The sequence below is a fragment of the Microbulbifer echini genome (assembly GCF_041447225.1).
Taxonomy (GTDB): Bacteria; Pseudomonadota; Gammaproteobacteria; order Pseudomonadales; family Cellvibrionaceae; genus Microbulbifer; species Microbulbifer echini.
Genome location: NZ_JBGMEL010000001.1, coordinates 115,507 through 132,227, shown reverse-complemented (window position 1 = coordinate 132,227; position 16,721 = coordinate 115,507). Strand labels below are relative to the sequence as shown.

Here is a 16,721-nt window from a genome sequence, read left to right as displayed (position 1 = left end):
AGTGCAGTGTCTGCACCGGCCACCCCTGGTCGGTGGCGGCACATCCCCGTGTCGCTCCGGGTGAGGCGTTTGGATTTCTCGTCCGGGCAACCATTGTTGGGGTTACTGGAATGGGCCAGTAACCGTAAGGAAATAGGAAAAAAACTAGTGAATCCAGTAAGCAAAACCTTCCAGTACGGACAATCCCAGGTCACCATCGAAACTGGCCGCATTGCGCGCCAGGCTACCGGTGCTGCCCTGGTTACCATGGGTGAAACTGTTGTTCTGTGTACCGTTGTCGGTGCCAAAGAAGCGAAACCTGATCAGGGCTTCTTCCCGCTGTCTGTGCACTACCAGGAAAAAGCCTACGCGGCTGGCAAGATTCCCGGTGGCTTCTTCAAGCGTGAAGGCCGTCCGTCTGAAAAAGAAACCCTGACTTCTCGCCTGATCGATCGCCCGATCCGCCCGCTGTTCCCCAAGGGCTTTATGAATGAAGTGCAGGTGATGATCACTGTCCTGTCTGCAGAGAAGGACGTGGACCCGGATATCGCCGGTATGATCGGAACCTCCGCGGCGCTGTCCGTTTCTGGTATCCCCTTCGCTGGCCCAATTGGCGCTGCACGTGTTGGCTATACCCAGAAAGATGGCTACCTGCTGAACCCGGGTTACCAAGCGCTGGGCACTTCCGAGCTGGACATGGTGGTTGCGGGCACGAAAGACGCTGTACTGATGGTTGAATCCGAAGCGAAAGAGCTGCCGGAAGATATCATGCTGGGCGCCGTACTGTATGCGCACCAGGAATTGCAGGCCGTTGTAAAAGTTTGTGAAGAGCTGAAAGCGGAAGCTGGCAAGCCCCAGTGGGACTGGCAGCCAGAAGCGGAAAACACCGAGCTGAAAGCCGCCCTGGAAAGCCAGTTTGGCGGCAAGGTTGTTGAAGCGTATCGCATCACCGACAAGCAGCAGCGCACCGCTCGCTTGAACGAGCTGCGCAATGAAGCGGCCGAGGCCCTGGCATCTGAGGAAGTCGATGCCGGCGATGTAAAGAGCTACTTCGGCAAGCTGGAAAAGAAAACTGTGCGTGGCGCAGTAGTGCGTGGCGAGCCGCGTATCGACGGTCGCGATACCAAGACTGTACGCCCAATCAATGTAGAAGTTGGCGTGCTGCCGAAAGGCCATGGTTCTGCACTGTTCACCCGCGGTGAAACCCAGGCATTGGTTGTTGCTACTCTCGGTGCTACCCGCGATGCGCAGATTATCGATGCGCTGGAAGGCGAGCGTAAAGACTACTTTATGCTGCACTACAACTTCCCTCCTTATTCTGTAGGTGAAGCGGGTCGTGTGGGCGCTACCGGTCGCCGTGAAATCGGCCACGGCCGACTGGCACGTCGCGGTATAGCAGCGGTACTGCCGGACCCGGAGAGCTTCCCTTACACACTGCGTGTAGTTTCTGAAATCACCGAATCCAACGGTTCCAGCTCCATGGCTTCCGTGTGTGGCTCCAGCCTGGCGTTGATGGACGCGGGTGTACCACTGAAGGCGCCGGTTGCCGGTATCGCTATGGGCCTGGTGAAGGAAGACGAAGGCTATGCAGTCCTGACCGATATCCTCGGTGATGAGGATCACCTGGGCGATATGGACTTTAAGGTTGCCGGCACTGCTTCCGGTGTGACTGCCCTGCAGATGGATATCAAGATCGAAGGTATTACCGAAGAGATCATGGAAACGGCGCTGGAGCAGGCCCTGCAAGCGCGTTTGCATATCCTCGTGGAAATGAACAAGTTGATCGGCGAGTCCCGTTCCAGCGTGAACGAGAATGCGCCCCGCTTCGCAACCCTGAAGATCCACCCGGATAAGATCCGCGATGTGATCGGCAAGGGCGGTGCAACTATCCGTTCCATCACCGAAGAGACCGGCGCTTCCATCGATATTGAAGATGACGGCAGCATCAAGGTCTTTGGTGAAGATGGTGAGAGCCTCGAAGCCGCGGTTACCCGCATTGAGGAAATTACCGCAGAAGCTGAAATTGGCACCATCTACGAGGGCACCGTAGTGCGCATCGTGGACTTTGGCGCTTTCGTCAACTTCCTGCCGGGTAAAGACGGTCTGGTACATATTTCCCAGATCGCCGAGGAACGTGTGAACGCGGTGACCGATTACCTGAGCGAAGGTGAGAAAGTCAAAGTGAAGGTGCTCGACGTCGATCAGCGTGGACGCATCAAGCTGTCCATCAAGGAAGTGAAGGCTGAGCAGGCCGCTGCCGAAGAGGCGAAGCAGGGCTCCGAAGAGGCCTGAGCCTCCTCCGGAGCTGGCAAAGCTTGAAAAAACCCGGCCAAGTGCCGGGTTTTTTTATGCTCTCTTATTGCTGTTATGCCGTTGACAAAGGTGTTTCCGCCGGCGATTTTTCGGTTAGAATTTGCCGAAAAAGAGGGAAAATCTTGCACAACTTCTGGCTTCTCGACACGCTCCTCGGGCTCGCCTGTCTGTTGGTCGCCAACCAGTATTGGTGTCTCACCCGCTCGCGCTATCAATCGGCGGCGCTGATTATTGTCGCGGCCCTACTGTGTATGGCACTGGCGGCACTGGTGGGGGCTTACCGCTATGGCATAGACCCCTCAGTGACAGAATTGCACCGGGCGTTTGCGCGTATTTCCGGCTTTGCCTCGCTTCTTTTGATTGGCATTGGTCTTACCTGGGCGCGCCTGGGGGTGTCTTGGGGCACTGATAATCGTGCGCCGGCCTACGCGGTGGTGGTACTGGTGTTGGCAAGCGCTATTGGTCTAGCGCAGAGTAGGTGGCTGTCACCGTTGGGGGTCGTCGATCTCTATTCCGCTGTAGGACTGGCGCTTTGGTTGCTGGTGGGAATGTTGGAGCTGTTAGCTCCGGTGCGACTTAAGCGGGGCCAAGCCCTGATACTTGCCGCTGGTGCTCTGTTGATACTGCTCAATGGGCTTTTGATTGGCACCGGTGCCTCGCGTCTTTTGGGCTTGGCCCGCACCAATTGGTTCCACCTCCTTCTCGCGCTCTCAGTGTTTACCTTGCTGTGGGCGCGCCCACTATTTGATCTGGAGCTATCCATTCGTGAATGAAATAAACATAAACCTGCACGGTGGTTGTCATTGCGGTGCTGTGCGCTTTCACGCGACTCACCGGCGTAAAAGTTCAGAGGCGCTAGTGGCGCACGCCTGTAATTGCTCTATCTGTGAAAAGGTTGGCTATCTGCACCTCATCGTACCGGCGGCAAATTTTCATCTGGAGCAGGGTGAGGAGGCTCTCAGCTGTTACACCTTTAATAGCGGAGTGGCAAAACACTATTTTTGTCGCCACTGTGGAGTAAAACCCTTTTATATTCCGCGATCCAACCCCGATGGCTACAGCCTCAATGCGCGCTGCTTCGACAGTGTGCCGCAAGATCTAAACATAGAGCCTTTCGATGGACAAAATTGGGAGCAGAATGCCGCCGAACTGGCGCACCTGAGTGAAGTGAAAAACCATTAAACCGGCACTGCTAAAGCAGTTAACAAGGTTTGGAACTCTGCTGCCGCGGAGCAAAGGCTATTGTAACTCCGTAAGGATCCAGCCGAGGGGTGTTTTGAAACCAGCCTTTTATCGTCAAAATAATAATCGTTTGCGCTTTCAAGTATTGATTACTTGTCGGCGAGGGGAGAGGTAATAATGCAACCCGGATTGATTCACGCCTATCTACTCGATCACAGTGGTGGTGGTAAGGAGCTACCCTGGGCTGAAGTGGCAAGCTGGCAGCCCACACAGGGGGTATTGTGGTTACATCTGGACTACACCGATGATGGCGCAGCCCAGTGGTTGCGTACTGAGAGTGGCTTGGATCGATTGGTGGTGGAGGCCTTGCTGTCCGAGGAAACACGCCCCCGCGCCACCCCGCTTGAGGACAATTTATTAATCGCATTGCGCGGCGTGAATTTAGATCCGGCTTCTCAGCCTGAAGATATGGTCTCAATTCGCCTGTGGGTCGAGGAAAACCGAATTATCAGCACCCGCAAACGACGCCTGCTATCGGTGGAGGATTTGCTCGGACGACTGCGTATCGGTCGCGGACCCAGCGGGCCTTCAAGCTTTATCGTTTCCCTGGTGGATTTACTGGTGCGGCGTATGGGGGATATCGTGGACCAGCTCGAGGAAAAAATTGATGAGCTAGAGAGTCTCGCCCTGGATGCTCCTGGCGGTGAACTGCGCTCCGAGCTTGCCTATCTACGCAAGCAGGCCATTACCCTGCGGCGCTACCTCTCCCCACAAAGGGAGGCACTCTCGGGCATTATGGCAGCGGAAATGCCCTGGTTTCACGAGAGTAACCTGTTGCACCTGCGTGAAGTGAGTGATCGTTTGCAGCGGCATATCGAAGATATTGATGTGGTGCGGGAGCGGGCTTCCGTCACTCAGGAAGAACTGTTGAGTTACAACTCTGAGCAGTTGAACAGCCGCATGTATATGTTGTCGATCGTGGCGGCAGTCTTTCTGCCTTTGAGTTTTTTGACCGGATTGTTTGGAATCAATGTCGGTGGAATGCCCTGGGCGCAAGCCCAGGAGGGTTTTCTTATTTTCTGCGTTCTTTTGGGGGCTGCACTTGGGCTACAAATTGCCCTTTTTTATTGGAAAAAGTGGTTGTAAGGCTTTCCTCGCGCACTGTTGAGTACGCCTTTTTCGAGGTTAGTGGTTGCACCCAGAAAAACTACAAACCGTAGTCATGGCCACATGGTCCAGATAGGTTTACAGCCTTATAAATGCCCCTTCTTCGGGTAATTGGCATTATTGCCGTGAGTATATTTTTGTGGCCTCCTTTGATTCCCGGTGTTCATAATACTATTTCATACGCCGGACTTATTGCTTTTTAAGTGTATCTAAACAGGCCGAGAGATATTTTTATTCTGTTGTAAGGTTGCTGCAAATTGGTAATCTAGAGGCAAAGCTGTCGTTGATAGCCTCTTTTTTTAGAACAAATAAATAATGACTGTGAAGGCGGGTTTGTTGCTTATTCTAGCGCTTTTTTTCTTGTTAGTGGTTTCTTTGGTTGGCGCGATCGAAAAACTGATCATGTGTTAGGCGGAGTGGCTGTAGAAACAATGAATCAGGATCAGTCCACTGTATCTTCAGTAGCAACCGGAGTGACAAAATGATTTTTGTTGGGGATGATGCGGGAAATAGAAAATACATCGATGATAAAACAGATGTAATCGATATTGATGGCAAGTATGTAGTCCAGGGAATAATTGAATCTCATAACCATGTGGATGCTTCCGCATGGATCACTTATACGGGATAGGTAAGCGACTCCCCCTTTATTTTGTCATTCTCTACGCTCTACTAGATGTTGAATTTTAGATGCAGTAGGGGGGGAGGCTTCTTCCGGACATCGCTGGGAGAAGCCTCTACGGGGGTTAGTGCTTAACCCAGGAGAAATCCACAAAGACCGGGTCGTGATCGCTTAACCCGGTATATGCGGGTGAGCCGATAAAATAATTGGTGACCTCTAATGTGTAGTCGGGATTATTGTTAATGACCACCACGTGATCTGTATCATTTTGCAGCGTATCGGCGCAGGCTTCCAAACTGGTATCACTGCCAGTAAGCATGTATTGACAGGCGTGTTTGCCACCGGTTTTTTCAAAGAACGCTTTCCAGTTCTGATAATTGATGCCGCGCCAGTCGTCATCATTTTCATCAAATGCCATATTAAAGTCACCCGCTAAAATAACAGCGGCATTGTTTGAGTGGGTAATAATCATGTTGGCGATCTGGTCTAGCTGCTTCGCTTTGGCGACCAGATCGGCCTCCTGATGGCCAGCATCCATATGAGTGTTATAAATATGAACGTGATAATTTTCAGTCACCTCGACCTTGGCCACGCTGAAGCCTTTCTCGGTATCGCAATCAGTGCCTGAGCATTTGTTGAAAGTTTCCTCCTCATAAGTAGCAAAGGAGTAATCATTATCATCGCGGTTGTCACGGTCAAAGGGAAATTTTGAAAAGGTCAATAAGCCATTGCCAAAAGAAGTACCGCTACCTTTCCAGTGCTTGGAGCGATAAGGCACCGTGTCATTGCTGAGTTTGTCATCATCATCAAGGTAGTTAGCTTTGGTTTTATTCCACACTTCCTGCATAAGCCAGAGGTCTGTGGGGTTTTCATTGAATGTACGGATAATTTGTTTGAAATCTGACTTACTGTTACCGCCGATACATGGCAAAAAACCATCCATGTTGTACACCAGCATATCAAAACTGCCAGAACTGGCATCCTCGAAGTGGGTATCCCCGTATTCATAACCATCCAGATCTTTTGACCCGGTGTCATCCACATCGCCAATAAATTCGAACCAATTGCACGAAGTAATCGCATCCCATACATCTTCAAAATCCGCAGCGCTGGCGGGGTAGCTGATCAGCAGGGTGAGGGAAAGGCATATTTTTTTTATCATTTTTTTCTCCATAGTAATTATCGCTGGTGGGCACGGAATTCGAAATGCCAGGCATTTTATGGTTTGGCCTTTGTGTTTCGAAGACGGGGATGATGGATAGCGTAGGTTACAAATTGGAGTAAGAAAGATTTTTTTTATTTTATTTTCTTTTTTGAGGGATTCAGAGGTCAGATTTTTGACAGAAATGAAGGAATTATGTGAAAGAATAAATATATATATTCGAGGTCGACACGATATTTCTGGGAATTGTGATTAACCCTCACTGAAACCGATGCAGGTCTATCTCGTTTCAGTGAGGTTAATTTCATTTTGACGCTGCCCTTGCGGAATCGATGAATTTTGTTACTTACCGAGATGGCTGACCTGGGGGAGGTTCGCAATTATTTTGATCAGCCGAAGATTGTGACCATCTGTCGGGATAGGGCGGCGAGCTTGCCATGACGATCCCATAGGCGTGCCTGGATCACAGCGTAACCATCCTCCGCCTGCTCCACTTCCGCTAAGTATTGCCACCAGTCGGATGCACGGCGCTGAGGCAGGGGTTCCATCAGTTCCACCGTCCAGGTTAGAGAACTGGCCGGTGCCGGCGCTTTTAGCATCGCCAGGGTGGCCGGTGGCCAGGCGTCTATCAGGGCGAGTAAGTGGCTGATACCCACAGTCCCGTCGCTACCATCGTTAAAGCGAACCCAGCCGCCCAGATGCCGTTCCTCGGTACCGCTAAAGGGCAGCTGCCCGCGGGCAATACGGTAGTCATACTTCTGTGTGAACTCCGGTACAACACCCTCGATATAGGGTAGGGCCAAGCATTGCTCTGGTGCGGCAAATTCGGGTGCGGCTGGAGTATCGACCTTCACGGAAGACTCTCTGCCGCAGCCAAAGCTGGCGAGCCCCGCCAGCATAACGGCGCCCTCTTGGAGTAAATGGCCCTGTGCCTGTGTCACCGAGCGTCCAGCGCGCAGAACTTGTGCATCGAGTTGTACTGCGCTGGCGCCTACCGGGCTGACAAAGGAGAGGGTGAGTGAGCGCAGACTGCTTTCCCCGACGACTTGGGCTGCCATCTTTTCATACAGCATTGCCGCAATCAGGCCGCCAAAAGTGGCGCGCCCCTGGCTCCAGCCCGAGGGCACAGTTGTGGCACCTCGGTCGGTCTGCCATTCAAGGAGAAGTTGGTCAAAGGTCATAGTGTTACCGCTGGGAGGGCGAACGCTTAAGCGTTCGCCGAGTAGAGTGTCGGGGCCATGAAGTGAGAGTTAACAAGCCCTAACAAAAAGATTAATTGAAAGTGTGGGCGTCCTCAGGGAATACGCCGAGTTTGACGTCTTCTGCATATTTGCGCAGTGCACCGGGAATATCCTCGGCTTCCACCAGGAAGTTCTTGGAGAATTTTGGCGGCTGCTCGGTGAGGCCTAGAATATCGTTAATCACTAGGACCTGGGCGTCGGTATCGCGCCCGGCGCCGATGCCAATCGTCGGCATAGAGACCGCTTCCGTGATGCGCTTGGCCAGAGTGCTGGGAATACATTCGAGGACCAGTAGATCGACGCCGGCCTGGTCCAGCACCGAGGCGTCTCGCAGCATTTGTTCGGCGTGCTCTTCATCGCGACCCTGCACCCGATAACCGCCAAGTTTGTGTACGGATTGTGGGGTGAGCCCCAGGTGACCGCAAACTGGGATACCCCGGTCGGTAAGCATCTTGATTGTTTCAGCGAGCCAGGCGCCGCCCTCAATCTTCACCATATGGGCGCCAGCCTGCATGATACGGGTGGCGTTGGTGAGTGCCTGCTCGGGAGTGGCATAGGTCATAAAAGGCATGTCCCCCATGATCAGGGACTTTTTGTTGCCGCGAGCCACCGCCTCCACGTGGTAGATCATCTGCTCCATGGTGACCGGTACTGTGCTGTCGTAGCCCAGAACAGTCATTCCCAGGGAGTCGCCGACCAGCAGGGTTTCCACGCCGGTCTTCTGCGCCATGGCCGCCATGGGTGCGTCGTAGAGGGCGACGGTAATAAACTTTTCCCCGCTCGCCTTCATTTTGCGCAGGGTTTGCACGGTAACGAGTTTCTCTAATTCTGAGGGTGCGTACATAGCGGTTAACTTCCTGGGTTGTAGTAGTGTCGGCCCTTGGTGACTGTGAGCATGTACTCCACCAGCTGGTGGTAGTCCTCTGGGCGATCGACAATATCGATTTCCTCGCTGTTCACAATCAGTAACGGCGAGCTGTCATAGAAGTGAAAAAACTGGGTGTAGGCGTCATTCAGCGTGGTCAGGTACTCGGTGCTGATAGCGCGCTCTGCGGGAATGCCGCGATTGCGGATGCGGGCCTGCAGAACTTCCAGAGGCGCCTGCAGGTAGATCACCAGATCTGGCCTGGGGGCTTCCAGGGTGAGATGCTGGAAAACCTGTTGGTAGAGTGCGAGCTCGTCCGCGTCCAGGGTAACCTGGGCGAACAGGTGGTCTTTCTCGATGAGGAAGTCCGCCACCCGCACCGGTTCGAACAGATGGTCCTGGCGCAGAGCCTGGATTTGCTGGGAGCGCTGCAGCAAAAAATGTAGCTGGGTTGGCAGTGCGGCATTTTTGGGGTCGCGGTAGAAGCGCTCGAGAAAGGGGTTCTCCTCTGGCAACTCCAGCAGAGTGTCGTAATTAAAGGTGGTGGCGAGCTTTTTGGCCAGTGTGGTTTTCCCCACGCCGATATTGCCTTCAACGGCAATAAATTTGGGGGGCGCGCTGTCCGGCTGGCCGAATTCACACGAATTGGTTTCGCTGTTATCGATAACCACGTGTTCGACTCCTCTTGTTGGGGCGTCTTCCCTGATGGGCTACAGGCGCAAAAATACTATCAAGCGGGGCGGCCAGTCGAGTACTTTTAGCGTTGTAGCGGGAGCTGTTTAGATTTTCTGCAAGGGATTTTGCGGGCAGTTTTGCAGTAGGTGCTGCAGTGACCCCCCCGCGGGCAGTATCAGTTGTGGCTCTAGTTCGGCCAGCGGTAACAGGACAAAGTTGCGTTCGGCCATACGTGGGTGCGGCACCTGAAGACGTATTTCGTCTATTTGCCGCCCACCGAACAACAGTATGTCCAAGTCTAAGGTGCGCGCTCCCCAGCGCACCGAGCGCTCACGCCCGTGGGCCAGCTCTATGGTCTGCAGTCGGTCGAGTAACTCCAGCGGAGGTAGCTCGCTCTCTAACTCCAACTCCGCTACGGCATTGACATAGTCTGGTTGGTCCCCCGGACCTATGGGGGCGCTGAGGTAAAAGCTGGAGCAGCGCAACAGGCGGCTATTGGGGATTTCCTCCATCGCCGCCAAGGCGCTGCGCAGTTGCTTTTGCGGATCGGCCAGGTTGCTGCCGAGCCCGATAAAAATACTCTCCATTATTCGGCGGCCTTGGGCTTGCGCCGACGCCCGCCTCGGGAATTGCGGCCGCGGCGGTTTGCACCGCCCCCGCTACGCTGCAGTTTGCCCACCATTTGCTGACGTTGCTCCTCGTCGGCCTGTTGGAAGTCGGTCCACCATTTGCCCAGGCCGGCTTCGATCTCGCCACACTCTTCGCGCAGCAGAAGAAAATCGTAAGCGGCACGGAATCGTGGGTGCTCCATCTGGCGCTGGGCGCGACTGCCGCCGCGCTGGGGCAGGCGGTGTTGCAGGTCCCAGATCTCGCGCATGGGGATGGAAAAGCGCTTTGGGATAGCGGTATGGGCCAGTTGATTGCTGGTGATTTTTTGGGCTGCCTGGGCCAATGCCGGTGCGGGCGGTACCCCTTTGTCCACCAGTTTCTTCTGCTCTTCGTCCACCGCCGGCCACAACAGAGCCGCATACAGGAAGGCGGGGGTGACACGCATATCCGCCTGGATGCGCTGGTCGGTATTGCGCAATGCGCGCTGAGATAACTCCAGCGCGGCGGGGTTTTTCTCTATCTGCGCGGCATTGTCCGGGAACAGGTGCTGCCACAGATGATAGCGGTGCAGCAACTCAAAGGTGCGCTCGCCGTGGCCGCCCATCAGCAGTTTGAGAATCTCGTCAAACAGCCTTGCGGGGGCGATATTGCGCAAAAGGGGGGAAAGCTCCTGCAATGGGGCCTCGGTTCCCGCTTCAATGGCAAAATCCAGTTTGGCGGCAAAGCGCACAGCGCGCAGCATGCGCACGGGGTCTTCTTTATAGCGGGTCGCCGGCACCCCGATCATACGGATGAGACGATTCTCGATGTCTTCTACGCCACCGGTGTAGTCGTGAACGGCGAAGCCATCGGTGGTGTAGTAAAGGGCATTGACCGTGAAGTCCCGTCGAATGGCATCCGTTTCCAGGTCGCCGTAGACATTGTCGCGCAGCAGCATACCGTGCTCGGACTGCCTGGCTTCGTGTTCCTCGCCATCGCTGTGGTGGCCGCGGAATGTGGTGACTTCGATCACTTCGCGGCCGATACGCGCGTGCAGAATACGAAAGCGTCGACCGACGATACGCGCCCCGCGGAACAGGGTTTTGGCCTGCTCTGGGGTGGCATCGGTGGCCACATCGAAATCTTTGGGGTGTCTGCCCAGCATCAGGTCGCGCACACCGCCACCAACAATGTACGCTTGATAGCCGGCGTCCTGTAGGCGCTTCATGACTGTCAGGGCCGCGCGGCTGATATCTCGGCGGGAGATGTTATGGTCGTTGCGGGCAATAACCCTGAGGCCTTTCTTGGCCGGCTTGCGCCAGCGCTTGATACTACTAATCAAATTATTGAGCATACGGCTGTCTGTCTTGACTGCTGCCATTCGTTGGTGACCGAAAATACCCTGGTGGTGCTGAGGCCACGTCTCTGGTGGCGGCAGGTTCCATTCCTGCACTTTTCCATCCCTTTGAATCGGGGGATTGTCTTTGCACTACTGGGGCCTCTGAACCTGGGCGGGCCCAGGGGCGAAGTCCATAACAGGGGGCGGCAATGGCATCTGCTGTCAGTGAGTAGGACTCGCTGGCGCGATTCTAACACAGGCAAAGGAATGCGCCCGCAATCTGCGGGTGCCGAGGGGTTTGGGGAAAATTTTGGAATTATTATTACCAGTATGAAGGCAGCGGCTTCCTTGCGCTCTCAATTTGCTATCAAGCAAACACCCTCTCCCAGGTACAAATCAGTCAGTTTGCAACGCGCTTGTTGTTATTTTTATTCTTCTTTCGAATTTATTGTTATTGTTTATTGTTGTTCTCGCGGTTTTGGCCACTCTTTGCTTTTATTGTCGGCCGCACCATTATTTTTATTATGTTTCGCCCACTTATTTTGAGTAGTTATAGGGCTTTTAACGGTCATTTATTTTTATTGTTGGCCGTTTTTAATTTTTGTACTAAGAGTAAAGCACTTAGTGTGCCAACTTTTAAAAATACTTATAAATCAATAAGTTACAATCTTTACGAAAATTGATGGAACTTTTCGGAAGACCATTCCGTTACGGAAGGTGCGGAAACTGTTACTTGAGGTAGGCCTGGGGTAACACTTCTTCTTGTTACCCTCTGGAGAGCCATAGAAACACGGAGTTGACCCCGGTTACCCAGGGCCGCTAGTGAACAGAGCAGTTATCGAGTCACGGTGTGGCAGGTGAGGGCCGGGCCCTCGCGGAGCGGAGGCGTCAGGCTTCGACGGTGGCGCTGCGGCGGGCCTTTTTACGCGGGATGCCCAGTTTTTGGCGGCGTTCCCAAAGGCATTTGCGGCTGACGCCCAATTTTTTGGCCAGTTCTGTCTCGCTCATGGTGTCCTGGTGCTCGATAACGAAGCGTGCGAAATAGTCTTCCAGCGAGAGGTCCTCGCGAGGGTCGGTGTGCCGGCTGCGCGGTCGGGGCTCGCCAATCGCCTCTTCTACGGGAACAAGGTCCAGGTCAATATCCAGGGTTTTGTGGTCAATCTCCCGGCTGTCGCGGTCGGTGAGGATGACTGCGCGCTGAATAGCATTCTCCAGCTCCCGTATATTGCCGGGCCAGGTGTAGGTGGTGACTGCCTGAATGGCTTCCGGTGAGAGGCGCAGCAGCGGGCGCTCAATTTTGGTGCAGAATTTTTCCAGCAGGTGCTCCGCCAGTGCGAGGACATCGCGGCCGCGCTCGCGCAGCGGCGCTAAAGTCATTTGCACCACGTTGATACGGTAGTAGAGGTCCTCGCGGAATTTGCGTTCCGCGGCGAGCTGGCGCAAATTGCGGTGCGTGGCCGTTACCAGACGTACATCCACTTTGCGGGACTCGATAGAGCCGATAGGGCGTACTTCGCCCTCCTGTATCACACGCAATAGTCGCGCCTGGGCTTCCAGGGGCAGCTCGCCGATTTCATCGAGGAACAGCGTGCCGCCATCGGCGGCTGCTACCAGGCCTTCGCGGGCACTCTGGGCGCCGGTAAAGGCGCCTTTTTCGTAGCCGAACAATTCCGATTCGATCAGGGTTTCGGGGATGGCGGCACAGTTAACCGAGATCAGTGGCTTGCCGGTACGGCGGCTTTCTTCATGGATCGCCTTCGCCACCAGCTCTTTACCGGTTCCGGTTTCTCCGTGTACCAGTACAGTGGCGTCTGTCGGGGCCACTTTGTGGATGCGCCGGTAGAGTTCGCGCATGACTTGGCTGTCGCCGATCATCCCGGCGATAGTACCGGGGTTACCTTTGTCTACAGGGGCCTGGGCACGGCTCTGCTCGGCCTTGCCAATTACCCGGCGCACAGTGGCAATCATCTCATCGTGATCGAAAGGCTTGGCGATATAGTCGGCGGCCCCCATACGCATGGAGTCCACAGCGGAGCGCAGGCTCGCATAGCTGGTCATAATCAGTACGGGGACTTCCCCGGCGTGTTTGAGCAGATCGGTACCGGGCGCGCCGGGCAGGCGCAGGTCTGAAATAATGAGGTCGACTTCGTTGACCCTGTGCTTGCTGAGGGCCTCCCTGACTGAACCCGCTTCACTGACCTTGTAGCGGTGCCGCTCTAGCAGTTTTCGCAGCGCCGTTCGAATAATGGCTTCATCTTCGACGATCAGGATGTGGCTCATATGTTACGCCTGGTTACAAAATGCTCAGTAAACGCCTAGTTTTACCCGCCCGCCGTTTCTATGCAACTCAAAAACGGCGAATCGGGGTGTTTTTGCACAACTTGTGATCGATTTGGTTGCTTGAGACTCAACCCGCCAAGGGCAACTGTACGGTAAATTTGGCGCCGCGCCCGGTCTTCGGATTGGCGGGGCTCTCTAATTCCAGCTGGCCCCCGTGCTCCTCAACAATGCTGTAAACCATGGCCAGGCCAAGGCCGGTACCCTCACCGGGCTCCTTGGTAGTGAAGAAGGGTTCGAGAATGCGCTCGCGGTGCTGGGCCGAGATTCCGGGGCCATCGTCGGTGACCGAAACACACGCACAGCCCCTGGCCTCGCGGCCTTCAATTCGAATCAGGCCACCATCGGGGCTGGCGTCGCGGGCGTTGCTGAGTAGGTTGATAAAGACCTGGATCAGTCGTTGATTATCACCGGGGGCGATCAGGCTTTCAGGCACCACATTCTCAAAGCGCACCTCGGTTTTGTCTCTCTGCAGAGACAGCAGGTGCACGGCTTCCTGTACACAGGCGAAGAGGTCTACCGGAGCGCGCTCGCTTTCCTGGCTGCCGCTGTGGGAGAAATTCACCAGTGAGTGCACGATGCGACTGATGCGTTGGGTTTGGCTGAGAATCTGATCGGCGGTCTCCAGTACCTCCGGATTGTCACAGTCGAATTGCAGATTTTGCGCCAGGCAGGCGATGCCGGTGACCGGGTTGCCCACTTCGTGGGCGACACCCGCGGCGAGCCGTCCCACCGAGGCCAGGCGCTCACTGTGAATTAGCTCCTGCTCCAGTACCTGGGTTTCGGTGATGTCTTCAAGCAATAGCATCAGTCCATCGCCACGCTCCTTGCGGCCGCGCTCGCTGCGACTGAGCTTTTGCTGGGTCTTGTGCAGATTGAGCCAGTGACTGTTGCCATTCAGGCTCACCTGCTGCTTGAAGCGGCTGTCATCGCTGGATTCGGCAAACTCTGCGAGCAGGCCGCGCCAGGGCTCGGCCAGGTATTCCAGTTTGGAGCCGATCACCTCGCCGGCGGAAATGCCGGTGAGGTCCTGCATGGCGTAGTTCCACAGCAGTATTTCGCCGTCGCGGCCCAGGGAGCAGGCGGCCATGGGCAGTTCTTCCAGCATCTGCCGGTGGTACAGCCGCAGGTTATTCAGCTCTGCGGCGAGCCCGGTGAGCTGGTGTTTGTAGCGCCCCAGGCGGGTTTCAATCAGGTGGATATCCTTGTTGGCCGGTTGATCACTGTTTTGAAAGGGAAAGTGGCGATCGATAATCTGACCCGCCAGCACCCGCCCGAGGAGCCCAGACAGATTGGCCTCAAGGCGGTTGCGCAGTTGGCGCAGGGCGTAGGGACGGCGCTCATCATCGGGCAGGTTGAGTTGGTTGAGGGCGCGCTTTACCTCGGTATTGGCGGTGGCTGCTCCCAGGCTTTCCGCCAGGCGCAGGCGAAAGTCCACCGCGGATTGCACATCGAGCCCCAGGCGCAAGGCCTGGGCGATAGTGTCGTCGCTGCACAGATCGGCGGCGTACTGTTCCAGGCTGCTGGTCGAGGTGAACAGGGATAACCCCACGAACAGGAGGATGTTGATGCCGAGGGATAGAGTGGTGATCTGTGTCCAGATGGACATGCCCAGGGGAATCTGAATAGCGGTGCCGGGTAGGGTGATACCGGTAATTTCAAACACCGATGGTAGCAGCAGGCCGCAACCCCAGATCAACATCCCGGCCAAGAGCCCGCCAATCAACCCGCGCCGATTCCCGCGGGGCCAGTGAATCACCGCGAAGATACCCGGCAGGAACTGCAGTGAGCCGATAAAGGCCAGCAGGGCCAAATCCGATAGGGACAGACGGTTGTCGAGCAGCAAGTAAAAGGCAAAGCCCGCGATAAACAGGGCGGCAATCAAGGCGCGACGCAGCCATACAAGCTGGCGGTACATATTGTCTTCGGAGTGCCAGCGGGTGCCCGGCAGCAGCCAGTGGTTCATCACCATAGTGGACAGGGCCAGGGTGATCATAATCAGGGCGCCGGTGGCGGCAGAGAGACCGCCAATAAAGGCCAGTGTGGTGAGTAGCGCTGAACCGCTGGCGCGCGGCACTGCCAGGGAGAAATACTGAACCGGCTCGGCTACATCCAGGGCAAAGCCCGCCCACATAATGGGGAAAATCGGCAGTGCCATCAGCAACAGAAATAAGGGGAAGCCCCAGCTGGCCGTGCGCAGTGCCTGCCCGGTGGGGCGCTCGGCGATGCTCAGGTAGAAAATGTGCGGCATGGCTACGGCGGTGGCGATAAATACTAACAGCAGCGTGTGCGAAGAACCCTGCTCGATGGGGGTGTAGAGCAGTTGCTGCATATCATTGTTTTCCGTCAGCCACTGGTCGAGGCCGGAAAAACCGCCGAAGACCCCGTACACCGCATAGCCACCAACGGCGGTGAGGGCGACCAGCTTCACGAGCGACTCCAAGGCCATGGCACTGGCCAGCCCTTCACCGCGCTCGCGAGTGGCGCCGTACATACTGGTAAAGACGGCCAACAACACGCAGTAGAAAAAGGCAATCAGGTTTTTGCTGGAAACGCCGCTATCCGGCAGTCCCAAAGCGGCCACACTGTCCCGCGACAACAGCGCCAGGGTTTCCGATACCGCCTGTATTTGCAGGGCTACCAAAGGTAGCAGGGCCAGCAGCATAAACAGGGTCGCGAGAGTGCCCACCTGGCGGCTGTGGTAGCGGAACACCAGGAGATCTGCGGGGGAGTAGAGCTGGTAGCGCTGGGCCAGGCGCGCCAGGGGCTCCAGCGCCACTGGCGCAAAAAGGAACATGGCGCCAGTCCCCAGATAATAGGCCAGCACGCCGTAGCCATACTGCCAGGCGAGGTCGACAATGCCGTAAAAGGTCCAGGCGGAGAGGGAGACCCCCAGCGAGAGCACATACACCAATGGGTGGCGTACCCAGCGTGCAGGCAGCCAACCTTTGGAGGTGGCGAAGGCGACAAAAAACAAAGTGGCAATATAGGCCACCCCGATCAGGGCGATATGGGCTATTTCAAAGCTCATTCGATTTGCGCCTCCACTGGATAAACATCGCCAGCAGGATCAATACGAACCAAAGGATAAATGGTCGGTACCAGGCGCCAACGGGGTTGATCATCCAGGTAAATATGGTGGGGGAGAACACATAGCCCACCAGCACGAGCAGGATTAGCAGGGTGCGGTTGCTCATAGGTTGCTTGGTAAATCCGCGTGGAGGAAAATTTAGTGGGTGACCTTGCCGGCC

General features: G+C 55.5%; 14 protein-coding genes. 4 read left to right on the top strand and 10 right to left on the bottom strand.

Annotated elements, in window-relative coordinates; translation table 11 throughout:
• The first annotated feature begins 147 nt into the window (after window positions 1-147).
• From pnp to ACCI51_RS00505, 4 genes are all read left to right on the top strand, one after another.
• Complete coding sequence (gene pnp / locus ACCI51_RS00520; protein ID WP_299579256.1) at window positions 148-2,271, top strand: polyribonucleotide nucleotidyltransferase; 2,124 nt, start codon at window positions 148-150, stop codon at window positions 2,269-2,271.
• Between the two features lie 143 nt (window positions 2,272-2,414).
• Window positions 2,415-3,065, top strand: coding sequence for a hypothetical protein (locus tag ACCI51_RS00515; protein WP_371842217.1), 651 nt, complete (start codon window positions 2,415-2,417; stop codon window positions 3,063-3,065).
• Window positions 3,058-3,474, top strand: coding sequence for a GFA family protein (locus ACCI51_RS00510; protein ID WP_299579251.1), 417 nt, complete (start codon window positions 3,058-3,060; stop codon window positions 3,472-3,474). The genes ACCI51_RS00515 and ACCI51_RS00510 overlap by 8 nt, the downstream gene beginning before the upstream one ends.
• Before the next feature lie 177 nt (window positions 3,475-3,651).
• Window positions 3,652-4,620 (top strand): zinc transporter ZntB, encoded by a 969-nt coding sequence (locus ACCI51_RS00505; protein ID WP_371842216.1) that lies wholly within the window; start codon window positions 3,652-3,654, stop codon window positions 4,618-4,620.
• A gap of 463 nt (window positions 4,621-5,083) precedes the next feature.
• On the opposite strand, the gene ACCI51_RS00500 is transcribed toward ACCI51_RS00505, so the two are convergent.
• The 10 genes from ACCI51_RS00500 to ACCI51_RS00455 form a co-directional block, all read right to left on the bottom strand.
• Window positions 5,084-5,236, bottom strand: coding sequence for a hypothetical protein (locus ACCI51_RS00500; protein ID WP_371842215.1), 153 nt, complete (start codon window positions 5,234-5,236; stop codon window positions 5,084-5,086).
• 151 nt (window positions 5,237-5,387) lie between these two features.
• The gene (locus ACCI51_RS00495) at window positions 5,388-6,425 is read right to left on the bottom strand and encodes an endonuclease/exonuclease/phosphatase family protein (protein WP_371842214.1); all 1,038 of its coding nucleotides are present in this window, start codon (window positions 6,423-6,425) and stop codon (window positions 5,388-5,390) included.
• A 389-nt stretch (window positions 6,426-6,814) separates the two neighbouring features.
• A complete protein-coding gene (locus ACCI51_RS00490) occupies window positions 6,815-7,606 on the bottom strand; it encodes an acyl-CoA thioesterase (RefSeq protein ID WP_371842213.1) in 792 nt (263 codons plus the stop codon).
• Between the two features lie 91 nt (window positions 7,607-7,697).
• A complete protein-coding gene (panB, locus tag ACCI51_RS00485; protein WP_299579235.1) occupies window positions 7,698-8,510 on the bottom strand; it encodes a 3-methyl-2-oxobutanoate hydroxymethyltransferase in 813 nt (270 codons plus the stop codon).
• A 5-nt stretch (window positions 8,511-8,515) separates the two neighbouring features.
• Complete coding sequence (locus tag ACCI51_RS00480; protein WP_371842212.1) at window positions 8,516-9,202, bottom strand: deoxynucleoside kinase; 687 nt, start codon at window positions 9,200-9,202, stop codon at window positions 8,516-8,518.
• A 108-nt stretch (window positions 9,203-9,310) separates the two neighbouring features.
• A complete protein-coding gene (gene folK / locus ACCI51_RS00475; protein ID WP_371842211.1) occupies window positions 9,311-9,793 on the bottom strand; it encodes a 2-amino-4-hydroxy-6-hydroxymethyldihydropteridine diphosphokinase in 483 nt (160 codons plus the stop codon).
• Window positions 9,793-11,247 carry a polynucleotide adenylyltransferase PcnB gene (pcnB, locus tag ACCI51_RS00470; RefSeq protein WP_455363768.1) on the bottom strand — a complete coding sequence of 485 codons (1,455 nt, stop codon included), beginning with the start codon at window positions 11,245-11,247 and terminating at the stop codon, window positions 9,793-9,795. The genes folK and pcnB overlap by 1 nt, the downstream gene beginning before the upstream one ends.
• A gap of 774 nt (window positions 11,248-12,021) precedes the next feature.
• A complete protein-coding gene (locus ACCI51_RS00465; protein WP_299579226.1) occupies window positions 12,022-13,413 on the bottom strand; it encodes a sigma-54-dependent transcriptional regulator in 1,392 nt (463 codons plus the stop codon).
• A gap of 127 nt (window positions 13,414-13,540) precedes the next feature.
• Window positions 13,541-16,501 (bottom strand): ATP-binding protein, encoded by a 2,961-nt coding sequence (locus tag ACCI51_RS00460; protein WP_371842210.1) that lies wholly within the window; start codon window positions 16,499-16,501, stop codon window positions 13,541-13,543.
• A complete protein-coding gene (locus tag ACCI51_RS00455; protein WP_299579220.1) occupies window positions 16,491-16,667 on the bottom strand; it encodes a hypothetical protein in 177 nt (58 codons plus the stop codon). Before ACCI51_RS00455 ends, ACCI51_RS00460 begins: the two co-directional genes overlap by 11 nt.
• Window positions 16,668-16,721 lie beyond the last annotated feature (54 nt).

Bases quoted from the DNA above. Each gene is read 5' to 3' on its own strand.
- ACCI51_RS00505 (WP_371842216.1), top strand. From the start codon at position 3,652: ATGCAACCCGGATTGATTCACGCCTATCTACTCGATCACAGTGGTGGT.
- ACCI51_RS00500 (WP_371842215.1), bottom strand. From the start codon at position 5,236: ATGGTTATGAGATTCAATTATTCCCTGGACTACATACTTGCCATCAAT.
- ACCI51_RS00495 (WP_371842214.1), bottom strand. From the start codon at position 6,425: ATGATAAAAAAAATATGCCTTTCCCTCACCCTGCTGATCAGCTACCCC.
- ACCI51_RS00490 (WP_371842213.1), bottom strand. From the start codon at position 7,606: ATGACCTTTGACCAACTTCTCCTTGAATGGCAGACCGACCGAGGTGCC.
- panB (WP_299579235.1), bottom strand. From the start codon at position 8,510: ATGTACGCACCCTCAGAATTAGAGAAACTCGTTACCGTGCAAACCCTG.
- folK (WP_371842211.1), bottom strand. From the start codon at position 9,793: ATGGAGAGTATTTTTATCGGGCTCGGCAGCAACCTGGCCGATCCGCAA.
- ACCI51_RS00465 (WP_299579226.1), bottom strand. From the start codon at position 13,413: ATGAGCCACATCCTGATCGTCGAAGATGAAGCCATTATTCGAACGGCG.
- ACCI51_RS00460 (WP_371842210.1), bottom strand. From the start codon at position 16,501: ATGAGCTTTGAAATAGCCCATATCGCCCTGATCGGGGTGGCCTATATT.
- ACCI51_RS00455 (WP_299579220.1), bottom strand. From the start codon at position 16,667: ATGAGCAACCGCACCCTGCTAATCCTGCTCGTGCTGGTGGGCTATGTG.